General features: G+C 65.4%; 19 protein-coding genes and 1 other annotated feature. Of the genes, 9 read left to right on the top strand and 10 right to left on the bottom strand.

From position 1 onward, the window contains the following. Positions 1-25: 25 nt before the first annotated feature. The 6 genes from PBT88_RS03835 to PBT88_RS03810 all read right to left on the bottom strand — a co-directional run bounded on the left by PBT88_RS03835 (position 26) and on the right by PBT88_RS03810 (position 8664). A complete protein-coding gene (locus tag PBT88_RS03835) occupies positions 26-1201 on the bottom strand; it encodes an efflux RND transporter periplasmic adaptor subunit (protein WP_270077914.1) in 1176 nt (391 codons plus the stop codon). Next, positions 1191-4418, bottom strand: a complete 3228-nt coding sequence (locus tag PBT88_RS03830; RefSeq protein WP_270077913.1) for an efflux RND transporter permease subunit — start codon at positions 4416-4418, stop codon at positions 1191-1193. Before PBT88_RS03830 ends, PBT88_RS03835 begins: the two co-directional genes overlap by 11 nt. A gap of 137 nt (positions 4419-4555) precedes the next feature. Next, the gene (locus PBT88_RS03825; protein ID WP_270077912.1) at positions 4556-5911 is read right to left on the bottom strand and encodes a sensor histidine kinase; all 1356 of its coding nucleotides are present in this window, start codon (positions 5909-5911) and stop codon (positions 4556-4558) included. Then, positions 5901-6584, bottom strand: coding sequence for a response regulator transcription factor (locus tag PBT88_RS03820; protein ID WP_270077911.1), 684 nt, complete (start codon positions 6582-6584; stop codon positions 5901-5903). The genes PBT88_RS03825 and PBT88_RS03820 overlap by 11 nt, the downstream gene beginning before the upstream one ends. A gap of 69 nt (positions 6585-6653) precedes the next feature. After that, positions 6654-7079, bottom strand: a complete 426-nt coding sequence (locus PBT88_RS03815; protein WP_270077910.1) for a hypothetical protein — start codon at positions 7077-7079, stop codon at positions 6654-6656. Between the two features lie 193 nt (positions 7080-7272). Then, on the bottom strand, positions 7273-8664 hold the full coding sequence (locus PBT88_RS03810; protein WP_270077909.1) for a sensor histidine kinase: 1392 nt from the start codon (positions 8662-8664) through the stop codon (positions 7273-7275). Between the two features lie 285 nt (positions 8665-8949). On the opposite strand from PBT88_RS03810, the gene PBT88_RS03805 reads away from it, so the two are divergent. Further along, complete coding sequence (locus PBT88_RS03805) at positions 8950-10590, top strand: hypothetical protein (protein WP_270077908.1); 1641 nt, start codon at positions 8950-8952, stop codon at positions 10588-10590. 276 nt (positions 10591-10866) lie between these two features. Further along, positions 10867-10922: a sequence feature (sul1 is cis-regulatory element that is thought to sense ions involved in sulfur or methionine metabolism; They are found in Alphaproteobacteria), on the top strand. Between the two features lie 70 nt (positions 10923-10992). Then, positions 10993-12471 (top strand): SulP family inorganic anion transporter, encoded by a 1479-nt coding sequence (locus PBT88_RS03800; protein WP_270079163.1) that lies wholly within the window; start codon positions 10993-10995, stop codon positions 12469-12471. A 42-nt stretch (positions 12472-12513) separates the two neighbouring features. On the opposite strand, the gene PBT88_RS03795 is transcribed toward PBT88_RS03800, so the two are convergent. From PBT88_RS03795 to PBT88_RS03785, 3 genes are all read right to left on the bottom strand, one after another. Then, positions 12514-13863, bottom strand: coding sequence for a PepSY-associated TM helix domain-containing protein (locus tag PBT88_RS03795; protein WP_270077907.1), 1350 nt, complete (start codon positions 13861-13863; stop codon positions 12514-12516). Beyond that, positions 13860-16217 (bottom strand): TonB-dependent receptor, encoded by a 2358-nt coding sequence (locus PBT88_RS03790; protein ID WP_270077906.1) that lies wholly within the window; start codon positions 16215-16217, stop codon positions 13860-13862. The genes PBT88_RS03795 and PBT88_RS03790 overlap by 4 nt, the downstream gene beginning before the upstream one ends. A gap of 66 nt (positions 16218-16283) precedes the next feature. Further along, complete coding sequence (locus PBT88_RS03785; RefSeq protein ID WP_270077905.1) at positions 16284-16718, bottom strand: hypothetical protein; 435 nt, start codon at positions 16716-16718, stop codon at positions 16284-16286. A gap of 42 nt (positions 16719-16760) precedes the next feature. Between PBT88_RS03785 and PBT88_RS21010 the strand changes: the two genes are divergently transcribed. The 5 genes from PBT88_RS21010 to PBT88_RS03760 all read left to right on the top strand — a co-directional run bounded on the left by PBT88_RS21010 (position 16761) and on the right by PBT88_RS03760 (position 21610). Beyond that, positions 16761-17231 (top strand): DUF4170 domain-containing protein, encoded by a 471-nt coding sequence (locus PBT88_RS21010; protein WP_326521564.1) that lies wholly within the window; start codon positions 16761-16763, stop codon positions 17229-17231. A gap of 168 nt (positions 17232-17399) precedes the next feature. After that, positions 17400-18134, top strand: a complete 735-nt coding sequence (locus tag PBT88_RS03775; protein ID WP_270077904.1) for a hypothetical protein — start codon at positions 17400-17402, stop codon at positions 18132-18134. A 278-nt stretch (positions 18135-18412) separates the two neighbouring features. Next, positions 18413-19927 carry an acetyl-CoA hydrolase/transferase family protein gene (locus PBT88_RS03770; protein WP_270077903.1) on the top strand — a complete coding sequence of 505 codons (1515 nt, stop codon included), beginning with the start codon at positions 18413-18415 and terminating at the stop codon, positions 19925-19927. A gap of 243 nt (positions 19928-20170) precedes the next feature. After that, positions 20171-20554, top strand: a complete 384-nt coding sequence (locus PBT88_RS03765) for a hypothetical protein (protein WP_270077902.1) — start codon at positions 20171-20173, stop codon at positions 20552-20554. Positions 20555-20734: 180 nt separating this feature from the next. Then, the gene (locus PBT88_RS03760; RefSeq protein ID WP_270077901.1) at positions 20735-21610 is read left to right on the top strand and encodes a LysR family transcriptional regulator; all 876 of its coding nucleotides are present in this window, start codon (positions 20735-20737) and stop codon (positions 21608-21610) included. Between the two features lie 66 nt (positions 21611-21676). Here PBT88_RS03760 and PBT88_RS03755 read toward each other — a convergent pair whose 3' ends face one another. Beyond that, positions 21677-22255, bottom strand: a complete 579-nt coding sequence (locus PBT88_RS03755; RefSeq protein ID WP_270077900.1) for a TetR/AcrR family transcriptional regulator — start codon at positions 22253-22255, stop codon at positions 21677-21679. Positions 22256-22353: 98 nt separating this feature from the next. Between PBT88_RS03755 and PBT88_RS03750 the strand changes: the two genes are divergently transcribed. Together PBT88_RS03750 and PBT88_RS03745 are read left to right on the top strand one after the other, a co-directional pair. Then, a complete protein-coding gene (locus PBT88_RS03750) occupies positions 22354-23532 on the top strand; it encodes an efflux RND transporter periplasmic adaptor subunit (protein ID WP_270079161.1) in 1179 nt (392 codons plus the stop codon). Positions 23533-23536: 4 nt separating this feature from the next. Continuing rightward, the gene (locus tag PBT88_RS03745) at positions 23537-26698 is read left to right on the top strand and encodes an efflux RND transporter permease subunit (RefSeq protein WP_270077899.1); all 3162 of its coding nucleotides are present in this window, start codon (positions 23537-23539) and stop codon (positions 26696-26698) included. Position 26699: the final 1 nt, after the last annotated feature.

The following is a 26699-nucleotide window of genomic DNA, read 5'->3' as shown; positions in this document are numbered from 1 at the left end:
GGGCCATCCCGCAAGGGAGCGGCGATCAGCCATGGGTCTGCCCGACCCGGACCAGTTCGCCCTGCTCGATCGAATCCGGCGGACTGTCGACGATCTTGTCGTTGGCCCGCAGGCCGGATGTCACCTGCACCTTGCTGCCCAGATCACGACCGACCGTGACCGACTGCATGATGATGTGATCCCCTGCCCCCAGCATCGCCACCTGCGTGCCCGCGGCGCGGAAGATCAGCGCGCTGGACGGGATGGTCACGGTGCCGGGCTGGCCGGGCACGTCGAAGCGGACCTGCGCATAGCCGCCGGGCTTCAACACCTCGCCAGGATTGTTGGCGACGAGCTGGACCTGGAGGGTGCCGCTCTGCGAGTCGATCGAGCCCGAGGTGCCGGCCACCTTCGCATCGAAGGTGCGGCCCGGATAATCCGGCACCGTCAGCGACGCATCGAGGCCCGGCTTCATCGCCGCCGAATAGCTTTGCGGCACATTCACATAGAGGCGGATGCGGTGGACATCGGCGACGGCGAACATCGGCAGCTGGGTGCTGCTGGCACCCGGCCCGACGAGATCGCCGATATCGGCGTTGCGCGCCGTCACCACGCCCGCGAACGGCGCACGGACGGTGGCATAGGCCTTTTGCGCGAGCAGGCGGTTGAGATTGGCCGATGCCCCTTCGACGGCAGCGTTCTTCGCGGCCAGATCGCCATTCTTCTCGTCGGCTTCCTGCTTGGAGACGGACGCGCTCTGCAGCAGGTCGTTCCAGCGGGCCGCCGTGCTCTTGGCGAGACTGGCATTGGCGCGGGCACTGTCCAGATCGGCCCGGGCCTGGGCGATCTGCTGATCGAGCTCGGGCGTCTCGATCAGGCCGAGCGCGGCGCCGGCCGGCACGTCGGCGCCGATATCCTTGTACCAGGCCTGCACATAGCCGCCGACGCGGGCATAGAGCTTGGCGCCGTTCCACGCCTGCATCGTGCCCGGCAGGGTCAGCCCGTCGGTCATGGCGGATGGCATCACGCCGATCAGATGGATCGACGGCACCGCCCGTGCATCGGCCCAGTTCTGCGCCGCATGCGCGTCCCCGGAGCGGCTGATCACGCCGGCGGTGACGACACCGGCGGCAACGAGGACGGCGACGATGCCGGCGACCTTCAGCCCTTTGGGCGCTGCGGGATCGGTGGCGGGTTCGTTGCCCATGGTGTTACTCTGCATAGACCAGCCCTCCTTCGGGCATGTCGGGGGATGGAGCGGCTGCACGCCGATCCTTGCGGTGGGCGATCGAGAAGACGACCGGCACGAAAACGAGGGTGGCGATCGTCGCGCAGATCAGGCCGCCGATGACGGCGCGGCCGAGCGGCGCATTCTGCTCGCCGCCCTCACCGAGCCCGAGCGCCATCGGTGCCATGCCGATGATCATCGCGAGCGCGGTCATGAGGACGGGGCGGAAACGGGTGGACCCCGCTTCGGCGGCGGCGAGGAGGGCATCCCCGGTCTCCGCCAGCCGTTCGCGGCAGAAGCTGACGACCAGCACCGAGTTGGCGGTCGCCACGCCCATGCACATGATCGCGCCGGTGAGGGCGGGCACGGACAGGGGCGTATGGGTGGCGAACAGCATCCAGACGATGCCGGCGAGCGCGGCCGGCAGCGCCGAGACGATCACCGCCGGATCGGTCCAGCTCTGGAAGTTCACCACGATCAGCAGGTAGATCAGCGCGATCGCGCCGAGCAGGCCGAGGATCAGGCCGGTGAAGGCGGTGTTCATCGTCTCCACCTGGCCGCGCACGATGATCGTCGATCCCTTCGGCAGATCATGCGCGGTCTGCTTGATGATCGTCTGGATATCTCCCGCGACGGCACCGAGATCACGACCCTGCGGGGTGGCGAACACATCGAACACCGGCTTGATCGCATAGTGGGAGACCACCGCCGGGATGAGCCCGCGATGCAGCGTACCGAGGCCGCCGAGAACCTGCGAGGCGCCATCGGACGCACCGGTGATCGGCAGATTGTCCATCGCCGTGATCGAGTCGGTCCGATATTGCGGCGCCTGGATCACGACCGGATAGGACACGCTGTTCTTCGGGTTGAGCCAGAAGGTCGGCGCGATCTGGAAGCTGCCGGCAAGGCTGGTCGAGACGCCACGGGTGACGTCGTTCTCGGTGATGCCGATCCGATCGGCGCGCGCGCGATCCACATCGAACGAGAGGTCCGGATAGTTGGTCGCCTGCTGGACGCGGACGTCGGCGAGGCCGGCGACACGGGCCATCTTGGCGGCGAGTTCCTGCGCATAGCGCTTGCCGCCCTCGGCATCCGGGCCGGAGACCTGCACGTCGATCGGGGCGGGCGCGCCGAAGTTCAGGATCTGGCTGACGATATCGGCCGGCAGGAACGCGAAGCTGCTGCCGGGGAAATCGTCCGGCAACGCCTTGCGCAGCGCCTGCACATATGCGGCGGTCGGCTTGTGGCCTTCCTTCAGCGTGATCAGGATGTCGCCATCCTGCGGCCCGATCGTGCCATTGTTCGAATAGGCGATGTTGATGCCCGAGACCGGCAGGCCGATATTGTCGACGATCGTGCTGATCTCGTCCGGCGGTATGATCCCGCGCACCCGATCCTCGACATGATCGAACAACGCGGTGGTCTCTTCGATCCGGGTGCCGACCGGCGCGCGGACGTGCATGTCGATCTGGCCGGAATCGATCTCCGGGAAAAAGTTGCGGCCCAGCAGCGGCACCAGCGCGAAGGAGATCAGCACCACGCCCAGGAAAGCCGGCACGAACACGCGTCGACGTGCCAGGGCGAAGGCGAGGATCTGGACATAATAAGCGCGCACCTGCTCGAAGCGCTTCTCGAAGCCATGCTGGAACAGGCGGAACGGATTGCGCGTGTTCGGACGGCCCGCACCGGCGTCATGCATCCGCATGATCTCGGCGCTGTGCTCGGTGGCATGATCGCGCAGCAGATAGTTGCCCATCGTCGGCACCAGGGTGCGCGACAGGATGAAGCTGGCGATCATCGCGAACACCACCGCCATCGCCATCGGCGCGAACAGGAAGCCCGCGACGCCCGGCAGGAAGAACATCGGCACGAACGCGATACAGATGCACAGCAGCGACACGAACGCCGGGCCGACGATCTGCTGCGCGCCGTCCAGGATCGCATCGCGGACGCTCTTGCCGTTTTCGAGATGGTAGTTGATGTTCTCGATCGTCACGGTCGCGTCGTCGACGAGGATGCCGACCGCCAGAGCGAGGCCGCCCAGGGTCATCACGTTCAGGGTCTGTCCGCTCGCCGAGAGCGCGGCGACCGCGGCCAGGATGGCCAGCGGGATCGACGCCGCGATGATCACCGTCGACCGCCATGAGCCGAGGAACAGCAGGATCATCAGCGACGTCAGCGCGGCGGCGATGACGCCTTCCCGGATCACGCCGGCGACCGAGGCCTTCACGAACAGGGACTGATCGGACAGCGGCTGGATATGCAGCGAGGCCGGCAAGGTCTGCTGCAGCTTGGGCAGCATCGCGCGGGCGCCGTTGACGATATCGATCGTCGACGTGCTGCCGCTCTTCAGCAGCGACATCAGCACCGCACGGCGGCCATCGACGCGCACCACATTGGTCTGCGGCGGCGATCCGTCGCGCACCTGGGCGACGTCGCGCATGTAGACGGTGGCGCCGTTGACGGTCCTGATCGGCAGGTTGTTGAGCTGCTCGACCACCTTCGGGGCGTTGTTGAGCGTGAAATCATACTCATACTCGCCGATCTTCGTCGTGCCGGCCGGCACGATCTGATTCTGCGCGGCGAGCGCGTTGCCGACATCCACGGCCGAGAGATGGAGCGCCTGCAACGCCGCCGGATTGAGATCGATCTGGATCTGGCGCTGGCGACCGCCATAAGGCGTCGGCAGGGCGGCGCCGGCGACGGTGGAGAGGGCCGGCTTGATCGTCTGGTTGCCGTAATCGAAGATCTGCGCTTCCGTCAGCGTCTTGGACGACAGAGCGAGCTGGAGGATCGGCACCGTCGAGGCGCTGTAGTTGAGAATCTGCGGAGGGGTGATGCCGGGCGGCATCTGCTTCAGCACGGTCTGCGACATCGCCGTCACCTGCGCGGAGGCAGTGCGGATATCGGTGCCCGGCTGGAAGAAGATCTTCACCACGCCGACGCCGTTCAGCGACTGGCTTTCGATATGCTCGATATTGTTGACCGTGGACGGCAATGATCGCTCGTAATAGCCCACAATCCGGCCGGCCATGTCCGTCGGCGGCAGGCCGTTATACGTCCAGATCGCCGCGATCACGGGAATCTTGATATCGGGGAAAATATCCGTCGGCGTCTCTTCCCACGCTATCGATCCCGACAGCAGGATGAGAATTGCGAGAACGACGAAGGTATAAGGCTTGCTGAGGGCGAGTTTAACGAGCTGAAGCATGGCCATCCCGGCTTTACGGAGCGTATGATCATTGCGGTGCCCGAACGGCTTGCCGCAACGCATCATCGGCTCCGTCTCCCATCGCCTTGTACGACGGCAGCGGCTAGTGAAATGAATTTCACCGGGATTGCGGCAGATTATGGGTGCGGCGCCATGATCCTGGCAATCAAGCCGGGCATAGCATCGGCAAATTCCAGCTCAAATTTGTGCAGGTGCAATATCGCCGCCACGACGCTCAGGCCCAGTCCTGTCCCCTCCACTTCCGCCGCCGCATCACCCCGGTCGAAGCGGCGGAGCACGGACTTGTGATGCTCCAGCGGAATGCCGGGGCCATCGTCCCTTACTTCGATGATGACATGGGCATTCTCCTGCCTCAGCGACAGGGAGACATGGCCGCCGACGGGCGCGAACTTGATGGCATTGTCGACGAGATTGCCGATCGCCTCGAACAGCAGCTTTTCGTCGCCATACACGCTGCCGCCATGCAGGCTGTCGACCGAGAGCGCGATGCCGCGCTCCTCGGCCAGCGGCTCGTACAGGCTCATGATCGCGCCGATCAGCCGAGGGAGCGCGACGTCGCCGAAGCCGGCGCGCCGGCTGCGCGCCTCCAGCTCGGAAATGCGGAGCAGCGCCGCGAATCGTTCCAGCACGGTGTCGAGATCGGCGATCGCCAGTTCGATCCGCCCCACCAGCGACGCATCGGCACCGGCTTCCCGGCTGGCGCGATAGAGCTGGGTGCGAACCCGGGTCAGCGGCGTGCGCAGATCATGGGCGACCGCATCCGTCACCGCCTTGACCTGCGAGACGACCCGGCTGACCTCTTCGACCATCGTGTTGACGGTGCCGGCGAAGAGATCGAGCTCGTCACCCCGGCCCATGATCGGCATCCGCTTGTCCAGATCGCCGGCCGCGATCTCCTGCGCCGAACGCTGGAGCGCATCGACGCGGCGCAGCGGCGCCAGGCTCAGCGCGATGCCCGATATGAGGGTGAGCGCCGCGACGACGACGCCGCTGAGCAGAAGCTCCTCCGTCACCCGTTCGCGCAGATCGACGATCGGCGTGATGTCGCGACCGACCAGGATCGTCTCGCCCCAGGGCGTTCGCGTCGCGAGCATACGGATGGGCCCATGCACGCCGGGCACCGCCGCCACTTCCTGGAAGCGACCATCGCGGAGCCCGGGCACATCGCCCAGCGGCCCGATGATCCGGGCCCCATCGGGCGCGAGCAGGCCGAAATAGTTGAGGCCGGGCGTGCCGTCCGTGATCATCGTCTGGATGTTGCCGGGCAGATCGGCCGGCGTGGCCGCCATCAGCCGCTTGCTCTGGATACGCAGGATTCCGTCGGTTCGCGCGTTCAGTTCCCGCACCGAGAGCCCGTAGATCAGCCCGACCAGCGCGACCAGGCCCACCATCGTCACCAACCCGAGCAGCAAGGTCAGCCGGAACGTGCTCGTATTGCGGATATCCGGAAAGTGGAGCCGCTCAGATCGCATCGAGGCGATAGCCCTCGCCTTTCACGGTGGCGATGGCGGAGGGCTTGCCCGGCCGGTCCAGTTTCTTGCGCAGCCGCGCGATATGGACATTGATCAGGTTGGCGCCGGGATCGAAATAATAGCCCCAGACCTGCTCGAAGATGATCCGCCGACTGACGATATCCCCGGCGTTGCGGGCGAGGAATTCGAGCAGGCGGAATTCCATGTGGAGCAGCCGGACGGGCTCGCCATCGACCTGGACCTTGCGGCGGATCAGGTCGATCTCGACGCCGCCGACCTTCAGCATCGCACTTTCCGAAGGCTCCTGCTGCTGATGGCGGCGGAGCAGCACCTCGACCCGCATCGCCATCTCGTTCGAGGCGAAGGGCTTGGTCATGTAATCGTCGCCGCCTGCGCGCAGGCCGGCGATGCGATCATCGACGTCGCTGAGCGCGCTGATCATCAGCACGGGCACGCGGATGCGCCGTTCCCGCAACCGCTCGACCAGCGCCAACCCGTCCATGCCGGGCAACATCCGGTCGAGGGTGACGGCATCGAACGCCTCGCGCGTCGCTTTTTCGAGCGCGGCCAGGCCGTCGTCGACATGCACGACCTGATGGCCGTGGCTAGTCAGTTCGGTAACGATCTCCTGCGCCGTGGCAGCATCGTCTTCTATCACCAATATGCGGGCCATAGCTGCCGGATAGAGCAATCATGGCGACACGCAAAGAGAGCGGCACGATCATCGCGCCGCGCCTGCGTATCAGCTGCGCACCCAGCTGCGATCGATCGACAGGCGGCGGACCTGATCATCGGCGAAATCGACGCGGACGTTCCAACGGACGGCGTCGACATAAGGATCGCGGGTGCTGACGTCGAAATAGCGGCAACGCTCCGACGTGCCGGTGGCCGGGCGGCAGGTCGCGCCCGCCTTCCGCAGAATGGCCTCGGCATCGGCACGCGACGTGCCGACCGGGATGGCGGCATCCAGCGCGGCAGCGGCGTTCGCCAGGCGGGCCGGCGCGGTATGCTCGACGATGTCGGAAGACTGGGCGGCAGGCAGCAGCGGATCACGCGGTTGCTGATATTCCAGTTCCCGGAAGCTGATGCCGGTCGGGCTGGCGGCCAGTGCGTGCGAGGTGAGGAGCGCCGTCAGCGAGAGGGCGGCAAGCGGAATGATTTTCTTCATCGGCCATTCCTGCATCTAACCGACCACCGGCAAGCTGAAAGATCGCCGGTGGTCGGAGGCCGCCGACGAGCGGGTCGGCAGCACAGTCTAGACTGGATGTCGACGCATGGGACGGCGGGGCTTAAACCGCAGAGATATGCTTCGACTGTTGCCGGATCGAACTTTTCGGCGGCAGTAGCTAGTGAAATGAATTTCACTGCTCGGCCGTCGCCCCCCTGTTCTCATGGCAGCATAAACGCGCGATCAACCCCGGCTCGCCATCGGCGAAATCGAGCGCAAAGCCGTGCAGGTGCATGATCGCCGAGACGATGCTCAGGCCCAGCCCGCTACCCGGAACATCCACCGCCGCGGCGCCGCGATGGAAGCGCCGCAGCACCGCATGCTTCTCGTCCTCCGCCAGGCCCGGCCCATCGTCGCGGACCTCGATCACCGGGCCATGGCCATCGTCGCGCAGCGCAATGCCCACCCGCCCCCCGATCGGCGTGAACTTGATCGCATTATCGACCAGATTGCTCACCGCCTCGAACAGCAGCTTGTCGTCGCCCAGCACCTGATCCAGCCGCGCATGATCCGCCTCGAAGACGATGCTCCGTTCGTCCGCCAGCGGCTCGTAGAGATCATGAATGCTCGCCACGATATGCGCGAGATCGACCGGCCCGAATCCCGCCCGTCCGCTGCCGGCCTCCAGTTCCGATATGCGCAGCAGCGCGGCGAAGCGATCGAGCACGATATCGAGATCGACGGTGGCCGCCTCGATCATCGCCGTGGCGGGAGAGACGATCCCAGGCACCTGATGGGCACGATAGAGCTGGCTGCGGACCCGGGTGAGCGGCGTGCGCAGATCATGGGCGATCGCATCGGTCACGCCTTTGACCTGCGCGATCACCCGGCCGACCTCCTCGACCATGGTGTTGACCGTGCCCGCGAAGAGATCGAGTTCGTCGCCCCGCCCCATCAGCGGCATCCGCATATCGAGATTGCCGGCGGCAATGCTGCGGCTTGCCTGCTGCATGTCCCGCACCCGCCGCAACGGCGCCAGGCTGAGCAGGATGCCGCTGATCAGCACGGCGATCGCGGTGGCGAGGCCGCTGCCGACCAGGATGGTGAGAACCCGGTTGCGGAGATCCAGCACCACGCTGATGTCCCGCCCAACGAACAGCGTCTCTTCCGAACGGGTGCGCACCGCGAGCAGGCGGATCGGCACGTCGAGACCATGGCCGGGCGCGATCTCGACGGGCCGATCGAGCGGCAGATCCTCCGACACCTCGATATTGCCGACGACCCGATCGCCGGTATCGGAGCGCAGCTCGAAATAATTCTGCCCGCTGGCACTCCGCGCGATTTCGTTGCGAATGAGATCGGGGAGGCTGCCCGGCGGAGCGGCTTCGAGCATCAGCGCCTCCAGCCGCAAGATCCGGTCGCTGCGGAGAGTGAGCTCGCGCGCAGACAGGCCGTAGATCACACCCAGCAGGACGGCGACGCCGATCGTGAACACCAGCCCGAACATGATCGTCAGGCGGAACGTGCTGGTGTTCCGGATATCCTGAATCCGCAGCCGCTCAGACAGCATGAAACGCGCAGTCATGAAACGCGCAGCGCGTCATCGGCGTGGCAAACCCACCTCGACCAAAATCATCGAGATACAGAATATCATTTCGGGGAATTTCTTACATCTCTTTCTAGATGTTTCCATAAAATCATGGATTCATATCGCATCATGCCAAAGTGAAATTAATTTCACCTACCCAAAAAACCACGATATTGGCCGCTATTTTCCGCTGAAACACGAATCTTGATTGCCTTGTAACATAAGAGTCATGGCATCAACCTAGCTGCGGCTCGCTTGTTCACCGCACCAAGGGGCTAAGACATGAAAATCCGCAACGCGCTGCTCGCAGCCGTAGCCATTAATGCCGTGGGCGCTGGCGTCGCAGACGCCGCCACCCACAAGGTTCATCACCGCGCCGCAGCCAACGCCAACGGGCAGTTGCTGGCACAGGTGAAGGCACTTCAGGCCGAAGTGCAGTCGCTGCGTGGCGAGGTCGAAGGTCAGAAAACGGCACAGACCGCGACCGTGGCCCGCATCGACACGGCCGAAAGCGCGCTCCAGTCGACCCAGACGCAGGTCCAGGCCGTGCAGCAGCAGGTCGCCGCGACGCCGCCGGTCACGCCGACCCAGGTGAACACCCAGATCGCCTCGGCGATCGACAAGGAACATCACAACGACAAGTTCTACTTCAAGGGCATCACCATCACGCCGGGCGGCTATCTCGAACTGGCCGGCATCTATCGCAATCACTTCCAGGGCAACGACATCTCGTCGAGCTTCTCGGTGCCCTTCGCCAACAACCGCGCCGCGCACACCTCGGAAGGCCGCTTCACGGCGCGCCAGAGCCGCGTGTCCTTCCTCGCGCAGGGCGACGTGAACAAATCGACCCTGCTGTCCATGTATGGCGAGTTCGATTTCCAGGGTGGCGCGCAGACCGCCAACTCGAACCAGTCGAACAGCTACAACCCGCGTATCCGCGTGCTGTACGGCACGGCCGACTGGAACAAGGGCTCCTACGGCATCCACCTGCTGGCCGGTCAGAACTGGTCGCTGGCGACGATGAACAGCAAGGGGATCACCCCGCGCAACGAAACCCCGCCGCCGGAAGTCGATGCCCAGTACGTCCCCGGTTTCGTGTGGGCGCGCCAGCCGCAGGTCCGCGTGACCGGCGACTTCCTCGATCACAAGCTGTGGATCGCGGCCTCGGCTGAAAATCCGGCGACGATCGCCCCGATCGGCACCATCCCGACCACCGTTACCTATAACCAGGCCGCCGGTTCGGGTTTCGCGAGCAGCAACAACCTGTCGCTCAACCATATCCCCGATTTCATCGGCAAGGTCGCCTATGAAGCCGATATTGGCGGGCATTCGCTGCACCTCGAAGGCTTCGGCCTGTACCGCACCTTCTCGACCCACCTGAACGGCACCGACTCCAACGGCGCCGCGCACGGCCACGGCTTCGGCGGCAGCGTCGCCTTCCAGGTCGTGCCCAAGCTGCTCGACGTCCAGTTCTCGGGCATGGATGGCAAGGGCATCGGCCGTTACGGCACCGCCAGCCTGGCCGACATCACCTACTCGCAGGATGGCAAGGCCCATGGCGTGAGCGAGTTCATGCTGCTCGCAGGCGCCACCCTGCACGCCACCAAGATGCTCGATTTCTACGCTTATGCCGGCGAAGAGCAGGAAAAGCGCAAGATCCTGGGCAATGGTTATGGCATCGGCCTGCCGACCGCGGTCAACAGCGGCTGCGATATCGAAGGCGGCACCTGCGCCGGCAACACCCGCCGCATCCGCCAGATCACCGGCGGCTTCTGGGACAAGATCTATTCGGGTTCCTACGGCAAGGCGCAGGTCGGCCTGGTCTACAGCTACACCCAGCGTCAGCTGTTCGAGGGCGTCGGCGGTATGCCGCAGGTCGGCCAGAGCATGGGCTTCGTGAGCTTCCGCTACTATCCGTTCTGATCACCGACAGACGGGGCGCCCCGCCAGCGGGCGGGGCAGCCTGTCAACCGCATGTTCGAGAGGGCCGGGCCGCGGGAAACCGCAGCCCGGCCTTTTTCTTCGGGCAAGGATGCTTTCCGCCAATCCGGCCGGCCGGGGCGTCGCTGGATACCGCGCGGTAGGCGTAGCAGCAGCGATATCGCGAGGCCCTGCCGACTGCCGCCAAAGGCTACCCCGCTCCGCGCCGCCTCCCCATGTTGCGCTGCAACAGATTGTGCGGTAGCTGATCGCCATTCGCCTGGACCCGGTGCAATTCCGGGTGGCTATTCCGGCCGCCGATCCGCCGGACAACGCAAAGTGCCCATGACGACCATCGCACCGCCGCTGCGGTGTCCGTCTGCGCGATCGATGCGGAACACACCGATGAACAGCCTGTCCTCCTCTCGCTACCGCACCGAATGGTTCAGCGGCGCGGCCGGCGCCCGCCGCGACGTCCTTGCCGGCATGGTCGGCACCTTCGCGCTCATCCCCGAGGTGATCGCCTTCTCGTTCGTGGCCGGCGTCGATCCGGAGGTCGGGCTGTTCGCCTCCTTCGTGATCGGCATCGTCATCGCGTTCGCGGGCGGACGCCCCGCCATGATATCAGGTGCAGCCGGATCGGTGGCGCTGGTGGCGGCCGCGCTCGTCCATGGCCATGGCCTGCCCTATCTGCTCGCCGCCACGCTGCTGGCGGGCCTCTTCCAGATCCTGTTCGGGCTGGCCAAGCTCGACGTGCTGATGCGCTTCGTCTCGCGCTCGGTCCGCACCGGCTTCGTCAACGCGCTCGCCATCCTGATCTTCTCCGCACAGGTGCCGCAGATGCTCGACGTCAGCTGGCAGACCTATGCGATGATCGGGCTGGGGCTGACGATCATCTATCTGCTGCCGAGGCTGAGCACGGCGATCCCCTCGCCGCTGATCTGCATCGTCGTGCTGACCGCGATCAGCATCGCCGTCCCCATGCCGCTGCACACCGTGGCCGATCTCGGCCGCCTGCCGGCTTCCCTGCCCGCCTTCACGATCCCGCATGTGCCGCTGACATGGGACACGCTGGAGATCGTGCTGCCCTATGCGCTGGCGATGGCGGCGGTCGGCCTGCTGGAATCGATGATGACCGCCAGCGTCGTCGACGATCTGACCGAGACCACCAGTTCCAAGGCGCGGGAATGCACCGGCATCGGCCTCGCCAATGTCGCGGCCGGGCTGTTCGGCGGCATCGCCGGGTGCGGCATGATCGGGCAGACCGTCGGCAATGTCCGCTATGGCGGCCGAGGCCGGCTGTCCACGCTGGTCGCCGGCGTGTTCCTGCTCGTCGTGCTGGTGCCGCTGCGGCCGTGGGTGGCGCAGGTGCCGGTGGCGGCGCTCGTCGCGATCATGATCATGGTCGCGATCAGCACCTTCTCCTGGGGCTCGCTGCGCGATCTGGGGCGGCATCCGAAGGTCTCGGGCGTGGTCATGCTGGCGACCGTCGCGGTCACCGTCGCCACCCATGATCTCGCGGCCGGCGTCGCCGTCGGCGTGCTGCTGAGCGGGGTGTTCTTCGCCTTCAAGGTCACCCGCCTGATGGACGTCCGCATCGGCTATGACGCCGCGACCGACACCCGGCTCTACGACGTATCGGGCCAGATCTTCTTCGCCAGCGCCGACATCTTTGCCGATCGCTTCGATCTGCGGGACAGCGCGCGGCGGGTCAGGATCGATCTCACCCAGGCGCATCTGTGGGACATCACCGCCGTCGCCGCGCTGGACGACGTGGTCGCGAAAATGCGCCGGCACGACATGATCGTGGAGGTGGTCGGCCTCAACGCGGCGAGCGCGATCCTGGTGGACCGCCACGCATCGCAAATCCAGGCGCCGGCCTGAACGCAACGCGCGGCGGGCTTTGGGCGAAGCCCGCTGACACCCTCAAACCGGGCGGAGATTCAGCCAGCGTCGCGTCGCGGGGATGCGGGCGAGCAGCATCTTCTCGGCCAGCAGCACCACGATCAGCGTGATCCCGAACATTGGCAGATAGACGGCCAGCGCGACGATCGCCGCGACCAGCCCGGCGCCGAAGCGCGGACGGCCGAGCGGGATCGGCGCGCCGAGCAGGCCGACCGGGCGCCGTCGCCACCACATCACCGCGCCGGAGACGGCGAGGAGGACGAGCAGCAGCGCGGTCAGCGTCCCGATGATCTGGTTGGCGATCCCGAACAGCGCGCCTTCATGCGCGGCGACGCCGTAACCGATCGTCCGATCGAGCCAGTGCCGCTGCGAGAAAGGTGTGCGGCTGATCAGCCGGCCGGTCGCGCCATCGACCGTGGCATCGCTGCGCAGCGGTCGATCGGCGGCATCCGAGGCGATCGACCATGGCATCCCGGCCATGCGGGGTGGCGAGATCAGCACCGGCGGCGCCACACCGAGCGGTCGCGCGGTGGCGATCACCCGATCCAGTTCGCCCGGGCGGATCGGCGCGGACGGCATTGCCATGCCACCATGGCCGGCGTGGCCGGCATGGTCTCCCGCCATGGCATCCGGCTTCGGCGCCTTGCCGCCGATCGTCCAATCGACCGCCCCCCGCGACGTCCCGGTCAGCGTGCGGATTTCGGACAGATAATTGCCCCAGCCCTGCGCCCAGGGCAGGCCGGTCAGGATCAGCCCGAGCGCAAACGCGGAAACCCAGATGCCCGCCGTCGCGTGGATATCCCGCCAGAACAGCCGCCGTCCTCCCCGGAGGCGCGGATAGAGCACGCCTGCCAGCCCCCGGCGGCCGCGCGGCCACCACAGATAGAGGCCGGTCAGGATCATCACGATCGCCCAGCAGGCGGCCGTCTCCACCAGATAGCTGCCGACCGCCCCGGCCAGCAATTCGCCGTGCAGGTGGAAGATCAGCCGCATCGGCCGCTTTTCTTCGGTCACGACCTTCAGGATCGCCAGGCTGCGGGGATCGACATAGACGCGCTTGTCCTCCCCCCGCACCGTGACGAGGATGCGAACCGCCTGATCGCGCGCCTCCGGCAGCACATATTTGTGCAGGGCCGATCCCGGCACCGCCTTGAGCGCGGCGGCGACCTGCGCGTCGGCGGATGCCACCGGGCCGTCGGTGGCGAGATGATCATAAGGCCGGTCCAGCCACGCCTCGATCTGCGGGCGCCAGAGATAGATCGCGCCGGTGCAGGCGAGCCAGATCACGAACGGGATGCAGAACAGCCCGGCATAGAAATGCCAGCGCCATACCGCATTGTACCAGCGGGTTCCCGGAGCCCGGACGCTCACAGCTTCACCCCCGCTTCCATCAGGAAGGTCCGCTGGGGATAGGGATGATAGACCCACGCCTTGTCGTTGGTGAGGTTGTTGACCCCGGCCGAGAAGCGCAGCCGCTTGCTCACATCGTAATTGGCACGCAGATCGAGCGCGAACAGTTCGGACGTGTAGCCATAATCGTCGCCGCGATAGAGGCCGTCGATATCGCTGTTGGGCCGGCTGGCATAGCGCACCCCGATCACCGCCTGAAGCGTGGGCGTCACCCGGTAGCGCAGATTGCCGTTGAGCCGCCAGCGCGGGATACGCGGAAACGCCACGCCTTCGGATGCCGGATCGGACGGGTTCTTCACCGTGATCGCATCGATCCAGGCGGCGTTGCCGTCCATGTCGAGGCGATCGATCGGCCAATTATGCGTCTCGGCGATCAGTTCGACGCCATATTGGCGGGTGATGTCGATATTCTTGAAGCTGGAGGTCGAAACCCCGTTCTGGTTGAAGCCGAGGAAGTTGAAGATGCTGTTGTGGACACGCTGGTAGAAGGCGCTGCCGGTCAGCGTCACCGGCCCGAAGCGATGGCGCAGCAGCAGATTGGCGTCCTTGCTCCGCTCCGGCTTCAGGGTCGGATCGAAGCTGTTGGCGTTGAAGCTGCCGTCGCCGTTCAGCGATCCCTGGAACAGCTCGCCGACGGTCGGGAAGCGCGTCGCCATGGCGAGGCTGAGTTCCGCCACCCAGTCTCCCGCGAAGATATGGCGGAGCGCCACCTTGGGGCTCCATGCATGGTCGGTGCGGCCGGCATAATGCTGGGTCACCGGCAACCCCGCCTGCGCGCCGCTGCTCGCCACCGCGATGATGCCGCCGTCATAAGCGTGCCAGCGATCATAGCGCGCGCCGACGGTCAGCTTGGTCGCATCGCCGAACGCGATCGCATCCTCGGCAAACACACCGACCGTCGTATTGCGACCGAAGGTCCGCGTGGTGAGCGCGGGATCGGAACCCTCCCGCCAATGTGATGTGTTGAAGACGCTCTGATCGGTTTCGTAGAGGCTGGCATCGACGCCGAAGGCCAGCGCGTGGCGGCCGATGGTGCGGGTCGCCAGCAGATCGCCCGTATACCAGCCGGTCGGCCCCTGCCGGGTCCATTGCCCGGCGCCATCGGCGAGGCCGGCTGCGTAGCCGTTGGACTGATAGCTGTCCTGCCGCGCGAAGCGCAGCGTCGAAAGGTTGAGCCGCACATCGAAACCCGCCAACGGCGCCTCGATCTTGCCGCCGACGAGATATTCATTCTTGAAGAACAGGCCCTGGCGGAAGCTGCTCGCGGCGTTCAGCGTATAACTATGCCCGCCGAAGCTGACGAGACCGCTGCTGTTGCCATAGAAAGGATTGCCGGCGGCATCGGTGATGTAGCTGGCGGGATCGAGCGTCTTTTCCTCGTTCCACCAATAGGCGAACAGCAATTCGCTATGCACGTCGCCCTGATCGTAGCGCAGTTCGGCGCGGGTCTGGTCCTGCCGGCTGAGGATCATGGAATAATCGCCGACCACCGGCGTCACCACCTTGGTGCCCGTCGCCGGCATCAGCTTCGGATCGACCACCGCGCCGAGGATCGGCGTGCCCGCCGTTGGGTTGTCGTAGACCGCTGCCGAATAACCGAGCTGGTAATATTGCATCGGCTGCGCCTGATTGATCAGTCGCCGCGCAGACAGGCGGGCACCCCATGAACTGTCCCTGGGCTTCCAGGCGAAGCCGCCCTCGGCCGAATGCCCCCACAGATCATCGTGGGATTTGAACTGGTCATAGGGCTGGTAGAAATTCTGGAGGTTGAAGAACGCCTCGGTCTTCTCCGGCGCGCGCGTCGTAATGTTGACGATGCCGCCCATCGAATTGCCGACATAGCGGGCCGAATAAGGCCCGTAGACGATGTCGAACTGCTGCACCTCATGGGGGCTCACCACCCCCCAGGCCGGCGGATAGCTGAACGAATTGCCGAGGAAATCGGAGATCACGAAGCCATCCACCATCACCAATGTGCGGGCGGACTGGGTGCTGTGCGTGCCGCGAAAGCCGGGCACGCCGTTATTGTCGCCGATATAGCGGCTGCGCACGAAGAAATCGGGCGCATATTTGATCAGATCCTCGACATTGGTGGCGTTGACCCCGGCGAATTGCGCGTCGCCGAGGCTCACCGACAGACCGCGCGGCTCGATCGCGATCGGATGCTTGTTCTGCCCGATCACGAGGATGTCGTCGGGCCGCGCCGTATCCGCACCGGCGGTGATGATCGGGCTGACAGTCTGGGCATGGGCCGTGGCGCACGGCGCCCACGGCAGAAAGGGCGCGCAGAACAGCGCGCGGGAAATGCGTGACATGATGGTCCCCTGAACCGGATAAGACAAAGCCGCCCGGCGCTGGAAAGCGCGGCGAACGGCGATCGGTCAGAGTGTCTTGGGTGGTCCGGTGGACGGCGGCGGCGGGGCGGCCAGCCCACGCCCGATACTGACCAGCGCAGCCGCGCCGACAAGCCAGTCTTCGGCGCTCGGCCGGGGCAGATCGAGCGCCGGCAGCGGCGGCCCGTCGAACGCCATGGCGAGGCTGGAGAAGGCACAGGCATGATCGCTCGACCCGTGATTCTGCTCGTCCGAGCCGTGATGCGCGTCCTTCATGGCCGCCGCCATGTCGGCCGCCATATCGGGTGCCATGCCCGTCTGCATCGGCCCCATCCCGGTGCAGATCGTGATCCGCCACCCATGGGCCGTCTGCACCGGCATCCAGCCCTGCGGCACGATGACGCGCAACAGCAATGCGCAGGCGATGATCGCCAGCGCGAGCAGCTGCGGCACGGCGCCTCGGGTGCGGAACGATTCCAGCATCGCCGCCCGATCAGCCAAAAAACGGCATTATGCAATCGGACCTTGCGCGGATCGATCCGCATCCCGTGCAGGCCGGCGGCGCAAACCATCGTCCGGGCCGCCCAAACAGGCGCAACGACGGCCTGTCAGCCCCTCACGGACGAGGAAGATATTGTTTCGGTATGGATCGATACGAAATCGGTTCTTCTCATTTCCGTCATTTTGGAGAAAAGGCGCCCACCCCGCCGCTTTCCATGTGCAACGGCCATGGCGATCGACACCGGCTCCTGTGAGGCGCGTTGGATGACAGACTTGTTCCTCGTTCTCGGCGGCCGGGTCATGGACGCGCGGGGTCGCGAATTTCGCGATCCTGCCTCACTCGACATCGTCGGCCTGTTTGGCGGTCGAGCCGCCGACGAGGCAGCCTGGCGCAGCGCATCCCAGCGTTCGATCGACGACGCCGAGATCAAATATCTGGTCATCGACATGGCCGGGCCGCTCGCCGATCCGGCCAAAGGCCATAAGGCGAACTGACCGGTGCTGCGTTGCGACGACCTGGGCGTGGCAACGCGGAGCGAGCCATCGCCGACCCACAGCCTGACCTCCGCCGCCGAATTCGCCTTTCTATGCGCCTGGCTCGGACATTGCCGCGCCATCTCGCCGATACCCCACAAGATCGACATCGAATCATCCGATTCCACGATGGAGATCGCGTTCGATCCGGGCTTGCGCTGCATGGTCCATGTCAAGGTGAAGGCCGACAATCGCCTGGGCCTCCATTGTGAAACATTGGCGGCGCTGGAGGCGCTGGCGGCCGCCCGGGGGCTGCCGTTGCTGATCGCCTGGAAGCGCTATTCGCGGTGGATGCTCGTCGATTCGACCTGCCTCCTCCATCGCGATGGCATGGCCCGTCTTGGCCATGTCGAGGCCGCGCGGCAGAATCTGCTCGGAGTCCTGGCCGGGGACTATGCCTTCCATATCGAGCCTGGTGCCGGGATCGAGATCGCGCTAGCCGCGGCCGCCGTTCCGGATCATGCCGATGATGGCACCACGGCCTCCGGCCTGACACCGCACATCCTGTCCGGTTTTGGTGGCGGCGGGCGGCAGCTTGCCGCCTTTCCGCAACATTATCGGGACATGCTGGCCTTCGTGCCGCTGACGCCCCGCCGCTTTGCCGATGGACGAGGCGCCGCCCGCTTCGAAGCCGAAGAGGCGATCGGCTATACGCATCAGTTCGTCGTGGCGACGATCAACCATGGTCGCCCCGATCCGCGTTTTCCCCATGCGCGCTGGTTGCGCGGCGCCGACGCGGATGCCGCCGCCGCGCCACCACCGCTGGACGATATTCTGGGCGCCCTCACCGCCGCACGCCGCGATGGGCTGATCGCCGATATCTTTCACCAGCGCCCCTTCGACACGCCCGCTTTTCTGCCCTGAGGCGGAAATCGCGTGCGCCATGGAATCATCGGGACGTTTTTCGAGAGTCCGTTTCGATGATGAGGCGCCCGGACCATGCCGGGCGTCGTGCCGGCTGCCGCCACCCCCGTGGTGTCGGCCGGCACGTTCCGCGTTTCGCGATCGGACGACCCCATATCAACCCGGTATGGAAACAGATCGAAACGGTATTGGAAGCGCATAGCCGCGTTCCGCAGTGAATTTTCGGAGCAAAATCGCCCAGCGCCGATGAGGCGCCAGATCGGGAGGGATAATCGGCCATGGTATCGCAGCGCATCAAGCATCCTGGATTGGCCCAGCGGATCATGCCCGCCGAGCAGGCGGCGGCGTTCATCTCCGACAGGATGAGCGTCGGCATGAGCGGCTTCACGGGTTCGGGCTACCCCAAGGCGGTGCCGCTGGCCCTGGCCGCGCACATCGAGGCGGAACATGCCGCCGGCCGCGACATGCGCGTGAAGATCTGGACCGGCGCCTCGACCGGGCCCGAACTGGATGGCGCGCTCGCCAAGGCCAATGGCATCGAGATGCGCCTGCCCTATAATTCCGATCCCATCGCCCGCGAACGGATCAACCGTGGCGAGATGGATTATCTCGACATGCATCTGAGCCAGGTCGCGCCGGTCGCGTGGCAGGGTTTCCTCGGCCCGCTCGACATCGCGGTCATCGAGGTTTCGGGCATCCGCGAGGATGGCAGCCTGATCCCCTCCTCCTCGGTCGGCAACAACAAGACCTGGCTGGATCGCGCCGATCGCGTGATCCTGGAGGTGAACAGCTGGCAGAATCCCGCGCTCGAAGGGATGCACGATATCTATTACGGGACGGCGCTGCCGCCCCACCGCGTGCCCATCCCCCTGATCCGCCCCGATGACCGGATCGGCCAATCCTCCTTCCGCTGCGACCCGGACAGGATCATCGCCATCGTCGAGACCGAAGCGCCGGATCGCAACGCCCCCTTCTCGCCGCCCGATGCCTCGGCTGCGGCGATCGCCGGCCACCTGCTGGAATTCCTGACCCACGAAGTCGGTCGCGGACGCCTGCCCGCCTCGCTCCTCCCGCTCCAGTCCGGCGTCGGCAATATTGCCAATGCGGTGCTGAGCGGCCTGCTCGACAGCCCGTTCGAGAATATGACGGCCTATACCGAGGTGATCCAGGACGGGATGCTCGACCTGCTCGATGCGGGCAAGCTGCGCATGGCGTCCGCCACCGCCTTTTCGCTCAGCCCGGAGGCCGCGGAGCGGGCCAATGCCGGCATGACCCGTTATCGCGACAAGATGATCCTGCGCCCGCAGGAGATCAGCAACCATCCCGAGTTGATCCGGCGCCTCGGCTGCATCGCGATGAACGGCCTGATCGAGGCCGATATCTATGGCAACATCAATTCCACCCATGTGATGGGATCGCGCATCCAGAACGGCATCGGCGGATCGGGTGATTTTGCGCGCAACGCCTATATCTCGATCTTCATGACTCCTTCCACCGCCAAGGGCGGCGCGATCTCCGCGATCGTCCCCCATGCCAGCCATGTCGACCACATCACCCAGGACGTGCAGGTGATCGTCACCGAGCAGGGCCTCGCCGATCTGCGCGGGCTCAGCCCGAAGAAGCGGGCCGATCTGATCATCGAGCGCTGCGCGCACCCGGATTATCGCCCGGCGCTGCGGGACTATTACCGGCGTGCCAAGGAAGGCTCCTACGGCCTGCAAAGCCCGATGCTGCCGGGCGAAGCACTCGCCTGGCATCAGCGTTACCTCGACACCGGAACCATGCGCTCCTGAAGCGACGGAGAGGGCGTGGCGAGACCACCCCTCTCCAATGGTTCTGCCGCACCGCCCGCGGCCCTGCCGGCGGACGGGCGGGCGGGCGGCCTGCTGCGGTCTGCGCCACAGCCCCAACGGACCTTCCAAGATATCCGCATACCATTCCGGTATGTTTCCGAATGAAGACAATATTGGCGATGCCGATGCCGGAAGCGCACATCCCCGGAGCCGGCGATGATCCGGCTCCACAGGACGCACGCCATGTTCATCTTCAAAATTGCCGCCCTCCCGATCGCCGCCGCAGGCCTCATGCTCGTGCAGCAGGCCTTCGCCGAAACGCCCGCGATCGAGAGCTTCCGGTCGATCGAGTTCGAGGCCGATCCCGCCTCGCGCCTCCCCGATGTCCGCGCCGATCTCGCCGCCCGCATCCCCCAGGGTAGCCGCGTCGCCGATGCCCGCACGCTTATGCACGATGCCGGCGCGCATTGCCGCCAACCCGCCACCGACGGCCGGATGCGCTGCCGCTACAATGATCTGCGCGTGCAGGACGAGATCCTGCAGGATGTCAGCTGGACGGTCGATTTCCAGACCACGGCCGGCACGGTCGATTCCTTCACCGTGGAACGCGATCCGGCTCACGACTGAGCGCCGCGCTCCATCCTACCCCCTGATCCCGCCGTGGCCGCGCGAAACGCCTCTCCCCGATTTCGTCGCCCTTCCACGACAGGAGACCGGCCATTCTCTCCCCCTCGAGAATGGCCGGTCGTGGCAGCAGATCGCAAATTGTCGCCATCGGTGCGATCGCGGCTTATACCGATGCCGCATATGACGATCGACATCCGGCAATTACGCTATTTCCTCGCCGTCGCGGCGGAGCGCAGTTTCACGCAGGGCGCACGCCGGCTGAACATGGCGCAGGCGCCGCTCAGCAAGCGTATCCAGGAACTGGAAGAAGAGCTTTCGGTCCAGCTTTTCGATCGCGAGAAACGCCCGATCACGCTCACCCCTGCCGGCCATCTGCTAAGGGAGGAGGCGATACGGGTGGTGCGCGGGCTCGATCAGCTCCAGGCCACGATGCGGCGGTTCATCGCCGCAGAGCGCCCGCGCTTCGTGATCGGCCTGGTTCCCTCCACCCTCTATGCGCGCCTGCCGGAGATCATCGCGCGCTATCGGGCCGAGGCCGGCGATCTCGATATCGCCCTCGCCGAAATGGACAGCATCGAGCAGGTCGCGGCGCTGAAGGACGGGCGCATCGATGTCGGCTTCGACCGTATCATCGTGGACGATCCGCTCGTCGTCCACATGCTGCTGCGCGAGGAGCCGCTGATCGTGGCGCTGCCCAGCGGCCATGCCCTGCTGGCCGGAGGCGCCGAGGTGGCGCTGGCGGACATCGCGAGCCTGCCGCTGATCGTCTATCCCGGCGCGCCCCGTCCCAGCTATGCCGACCTGACCCTCTCCTTCTTTCAGGAGCGCGACCTGATGCCGCCCAACATCGTGGAGGTCAGGGAATTGCAGACGGCGCTGGTGATGGTCGCCTCCGGCGCCGGCGCGTGCATCATCCCCGAATCGGTCCAGCGCCTCGCCCGCTCGGATATCGGCTTCGCCCCGATCAAGGAGATGATCACCGCCCCCTTCCTACTGCGCCGCCGGGCGGGCGCCATGCCGGAAAATCTGCAAAGGCTCGTGCGCCTCTACGATTGAGGATGGTCATACAGACGGATTCTGGGCCGCCCGACCGGCGACCCGGCGACCCGGCGACATCTGCGATCAGCGCAACGCAGCCAGGAAAAAATCGGCCGCCAGCCTCGCGGTATCGTCGACGGACAGATCGGGCCGTGACAATTCGCGATTGCCGAGGCCGAAGAGGCAGGAAAGGAGTATCTCCCCCGCGCAGGCCAGCCGATCTCCCTCCAGGCTGTCGTTGGCAAGCAACGCCATGCCGCGCAGCAGTTCGCGATAGCGCTCGCAAAGGCGGGCGATCACGGCTGCGACATTCGCATCCCGGTGCCCTTCCGCCAGAATCTGGAAGGTCAGCGCCTCGCCGCCCTGATTCAGCACGGTGCGCGCGAGCTCCTCGAACGCATCGCGAATCGGCATCGCCTTGGACAGGGCGGCATCGGAGATGACCTGCAATTCCGCGAGCCGCTGATCGGCATCGATCTGAATGATCGCCGCGATGATATCGGTCTTGTGCGCATAAAGGCGGTAAATCTGCCCGACGCTGACTGACGCCCGCGCCGCCAGTTCCGCCATATTGGTCTGATGGAAGCCGTTCCCGGCGAAGAGGCAGCGCGCCGCCTCGATGATCTGGGCGCGCCCCCCGTCGGCGGTTCGCTTGGATGCCATATGTGCTTCCCTCTTTTCTCTTGAACCTGCTGCAACAGAGCTTAATGCTCCGCAACAAGAATGAACGTTCATTCCGCATTCTGTTCACGGAATCCTCTATGCCCCATGCGCCCCATGCCCGCGTAGCGATAGCTGCTATTCTCTTCGGTTCGCTGGCCGCCTGTGGCTCGCAACAACCCCAGAAAGCGCCGCCCCCGCCGGAAGTCGGCATTGTCACCCTGCAGAGCCAGTCGGTCACATTGTCGACCAATCTGCCCGGGCGAGTCGCCGCCGCCGAAACATCGGAAGTGCGGCCTCAGGTCAGCGGCATCATCCGTCGGCGCCTGTTCGAGGAAGGCTCGATCGTTCATACCGGGCAGCTTCTGTACCAGATCGAGGATGCGCCCTACCGTGCCGCCCTGGGCACGGCGCAGGGCAATCTCGCCAACGCGCAGGCTACGATCCGTTCCACCCAGCTCCAGGCCGATCGCTATGGCCGTCTGCTCGCGATCAAGGGCGTCAGCCAGCAGGATGCCGACAATGCGCAGGCTGCCGCACAGCAGGCCCGCGCCGGCGTGCAGGCGCAGCGCGCCGCCGTGGATGCGGCACGGGTCAACCTCGGCTTCACCCAGATCCGCGCGCCCATTACGGGCCGTATCGGCCGATCGCTGATCACCGTCGGCGCGCTCGCCCAGACCGGACAGAGCGATCCTCTCGCGACCATCCAGCGGATGAACATGGTCTATGTCGATGTGACCGAATCGGCGGCCGACATGCTCGACCTGCGCCAGGCGATGCAGGCCGGCAGCATCACGCGGGACGGCCCCGGCGCCGCCCGCGTGCAGTTGCTGCTGCCCAATGGCACCACTTATCCGATCGAGGGCAGGTTCGAATTCTCGGACGTGACGGTCGATCCCTCGTCCGGCTCGGTCACGATCCGGGCGAGCTTCCCCAATCCGGACGGGCTGCTGCTGCCCGGCATGTATGTCCGCGCCAAGCTGGTGGAAGGCACGCGCCGCCAGGCTATCCTCGCTCCGCAGCAGGGCATCACCCGGGACGAGCAGGGCAATGCCGTCGCAATGGTGGTGGATGCCCAGAACAAGGTCGAACAGCGCAAAGTCACGACCGAACAGGCCGTCGGCGACAAATGGGTCGTTTCCAGCGGCCTGAAGCCGGGCGATCGCCTCATCGTGGAAGGGCTCCTGATGCTGAAGCCCGGCGAACAGGTGCAGCCGCGCGCACCGCAACAGGTTGTCGCCAGCAGTGCCGACAGCGCCAGCGGGCAAAGCGGGAATTGATCTGATGTCGCGCTATTTCATCCATCGCCCCATCTTCGCATGGGTGCTTGCGACCATGATGCTGCTCGCCGGCATATTGGCGATCCGCAGCCTCGCCGTTGCGCAATATCCGGAGATCGCCCCGCCCGCCGTCGCGATCACGACCCTCTATCCCGGCGCCGATGCCCAGACCCTCGAAAACACCACCACGCAGGTGATCGAGCAGCAGATGAAGGGCATCGATCACCTCGAATATTTCGCATCGAGCAGCGATAGCGCCGGCAACCTGACGATCACCCTGACCTTCGCGCAGGGCACCGACCCGGACATCGCGCAGGTGCAGGTGCAGAACAAGCTGCAACAGGCGACTCCCCTGCTCCCTCAGGAGGTTCAGCAACAGGGGCTGCGCGTCACCAAGGCGACCAAGAACTTCCTGCTGGTGCTCGCCCTCTATTCGGACAATGGCGCCCACAACCAGATCGATCTGGGCGATTTCGTCGCCTCGAAGCTCCAGGATCCGCTCAGCCGCGTCAACGGCGTGGGCGATACCCAGGTGCTCGGCGCCCAATATGCGATGCGCATCTGGGTCGATCCCTACAAGCTGACCAACTATGCGCTGACGATGAACGACGTCACCTCGGCGATCACCGCGCAGAACGCGCAGGTATCCGCCGGCCAGGTCGGCAGCCTGCCCTCGCCCAAGGGGCAGGCCCTCAACGCCATCGTGACGGCCCAGAGCCGGCTCGAAACGCCGGATCAGTTCCGCAACATCATTCTGAAGACCAACAGCGACGGTTCGCTCGTGCGGATGTCGGATGTCGCGCGGGTCGAAATGGGGTCGGAGAATTACAGCTTCCTCGCCCGCTTCAACGGCAAGGAGTCCGCCGGTTTCGGCATCAAGCTGGCCCCCAACGCCAACGCGCTCGATACGGTGAAGGCTGTGAAGGCCGAAATCGCCCAGATTTCCAAGCAGTTCCCGCCGGACATCAAGGTCGCTTACCCGGTCGACAACTCGACCTTCGTGAGCCTGTCGGTGCATGAGGTCGTGAAGACGCTGATCGAAGCGATCATCCTGGTCTTCGTGGTGATGTTCGTCTTCCTCCAGAACTGGCGCGCCACGCTGATCCCGACGATCGCGGTGCCGGTGGTGCTGATGGGATCGTTCGGCATTCTCTACGCTGCGGGATTCACGATCAACACGCTGACCCTGTTCGGCATGGTGCTGGCGATCGGGCTGCTCGTGGACGACGCGATCGTCGTGGTCGAGAATGTCGAACGCCTGATCCAGGAGGAGAAGCTCAGCCCCAAGGAGGCTGCGCTCAAGTCGATGGAAGAAATTTCGGGCGCACTGATCGGCATCGGCCTGGTGCTTTCGGCGGTGTTCCTGCCCATGGCCTTCTTCGGCGGATCGACCGGCGTGATCTACCGCCAGTTCTCGATCACGATCGTCTCGGCGATGGCGCTCTCGGTGCTGACCGCCCTGATCCTGACCCCGGCGCTGTGCGCCACGATCCTGAAGCCCGCCAAGGACGAACATGCCCACAGCACGGGTTTCTTCGGCTGGTTCAACCGCACCTTCGACCGGACCCGCGAACGCTATGGCAATGGCGTCGAGCGCGTCGAGCGTCGCTGGGGCCGCACCCTGCTCGTCTACGCCCTGCTCGTCGTCGGCATGGGCCTGATCTTCTGGCGCCTGCCCGGCGGCTTCCTGCCGGCGGAGGATCAGGGGCTGCTGTTCACCCAGGTCACGCTGCCGGTCGGCAGCTCGATCGAGGAGACCCAGGCCACCCTGGATCGGGTCCGCGATCATTATCTGAAGGATGAGAGCAAGAATGTCGCTTTGGTCTTCACGGTCGCCGGCTTCGGCTTCGTGGGGCAGGGCCAGAATGTCGGCATCGCCTTCATTCGCACCAAGGACTGGGATGTCCGCAGCGGCGCCACCAACCATGTTCCCGCCATCGTCCAACGTGCCAATGCGGCGTTCCAGAAGATCCGCGCCGGCATGGTCATCGCCTTCAATCCGCCGGCCGTGCTGGATCTCGGCAATGCCGACGGCTTCGATTTCGAACTGAAGGACAATAATAATCTCGGCCACGCCAAGCTGATTGCCGCGCGCAACCAGCTGCTCGGCATGGCGGCCAAGGATCCGCGCCTCATGCAGGTCCGCTCCAACGGCCTGGAAGACACGCCACAGGTGAAGCTGAATGTCGATCAGCCTCGCGCCGGGGCGCTCGGCCTGTCGTTGGCGGACGTCAACACCACGATCGCGGCGGCTTTCGGCGGCACCTATGTCAACGATTTCATGGATCGTGGCCGCGTGAAGAAGGTCTATGTGCAGGCCGACGGGCAGTTCCGCACGACCCCTGCGTCGATCGGCGATCTCTATGTCCGCTCCAGCAACGGCAAGATGGCGCCCTTCTCGGCTTTCTCCTCGACCCACTGGATCTTCGGGCCGGCCAAGCTCGAACGGTATAACGGGGTGTCGTCCATCGAACTGATGGGTTCGCCGGCTCCCGGTTATTCCACAGGCCAGGCGATGCAGGCGATGCAGGCGCTCGCATCGAAGCTGCCCGAGGGCATCGGCTATGAGTGGACCGGCCTTTCCTACGAGCAGGAACTGTCGGCCGGGCAGGCGCCGATGCTCTATGCGCTGTCGCTGCTGATCGTGTTCCTCTGCCTTGCCGCGCTGTACGAAAGCTGGTCGATCCCGATCGCCGTGTTGCTGGTGGTGCCGCTCGGCGTGCTCGGCGCGGTGATCGCGGCCAAGCTCGCCGGCCTCAACAACGACATCTACCTTCAGGTCGGCCTGATCACGACGGTCGGCGTCTCCGCCAAGAACGCGATCCTGATCGTCGAGTTCGCGGAGGAGAAGATGCGCGAGGGGATGAGCGCGAGCGCCGCCGCGCTGGAAGCGGCCAAGCTCCGCCTCCGGCCGATCCTGATGACCAGCTTCGCCTTCATCTTCGGTGTGCTGCCGCTGGCGATATCGACCGGCGCCGGCGCCGGCGGACAGAATGCGATCGGCTGGTCGGTGGTGGGCGGCATGCTCTCGGCGACGATCCTCGCCATCTTCTTCGTGCCCACCTTCTTCCGGGTGGTGAAGCAGCTGTTCAAGCAGGACCAGCCCAACCGGGCAGAGGGCGATACCCACGACACGACGGATGGCCCACATCCGCAGGAGGCCTGAC

This window comes from Sphingomonas abietis (assembly GCF_027625475.1).
Classification (GTDB): Bacteria; Pseudomonadota; Alphaproteobacteria; order Sphingomonadales; family Sphingomonadaceae; genus Solisphingomonas; species Solisphingomonas abietis.
Note: the sequence above shows the minus strand (reverse complement) of the source record. Positions and strands in the feature narration are given on the sequence as shown.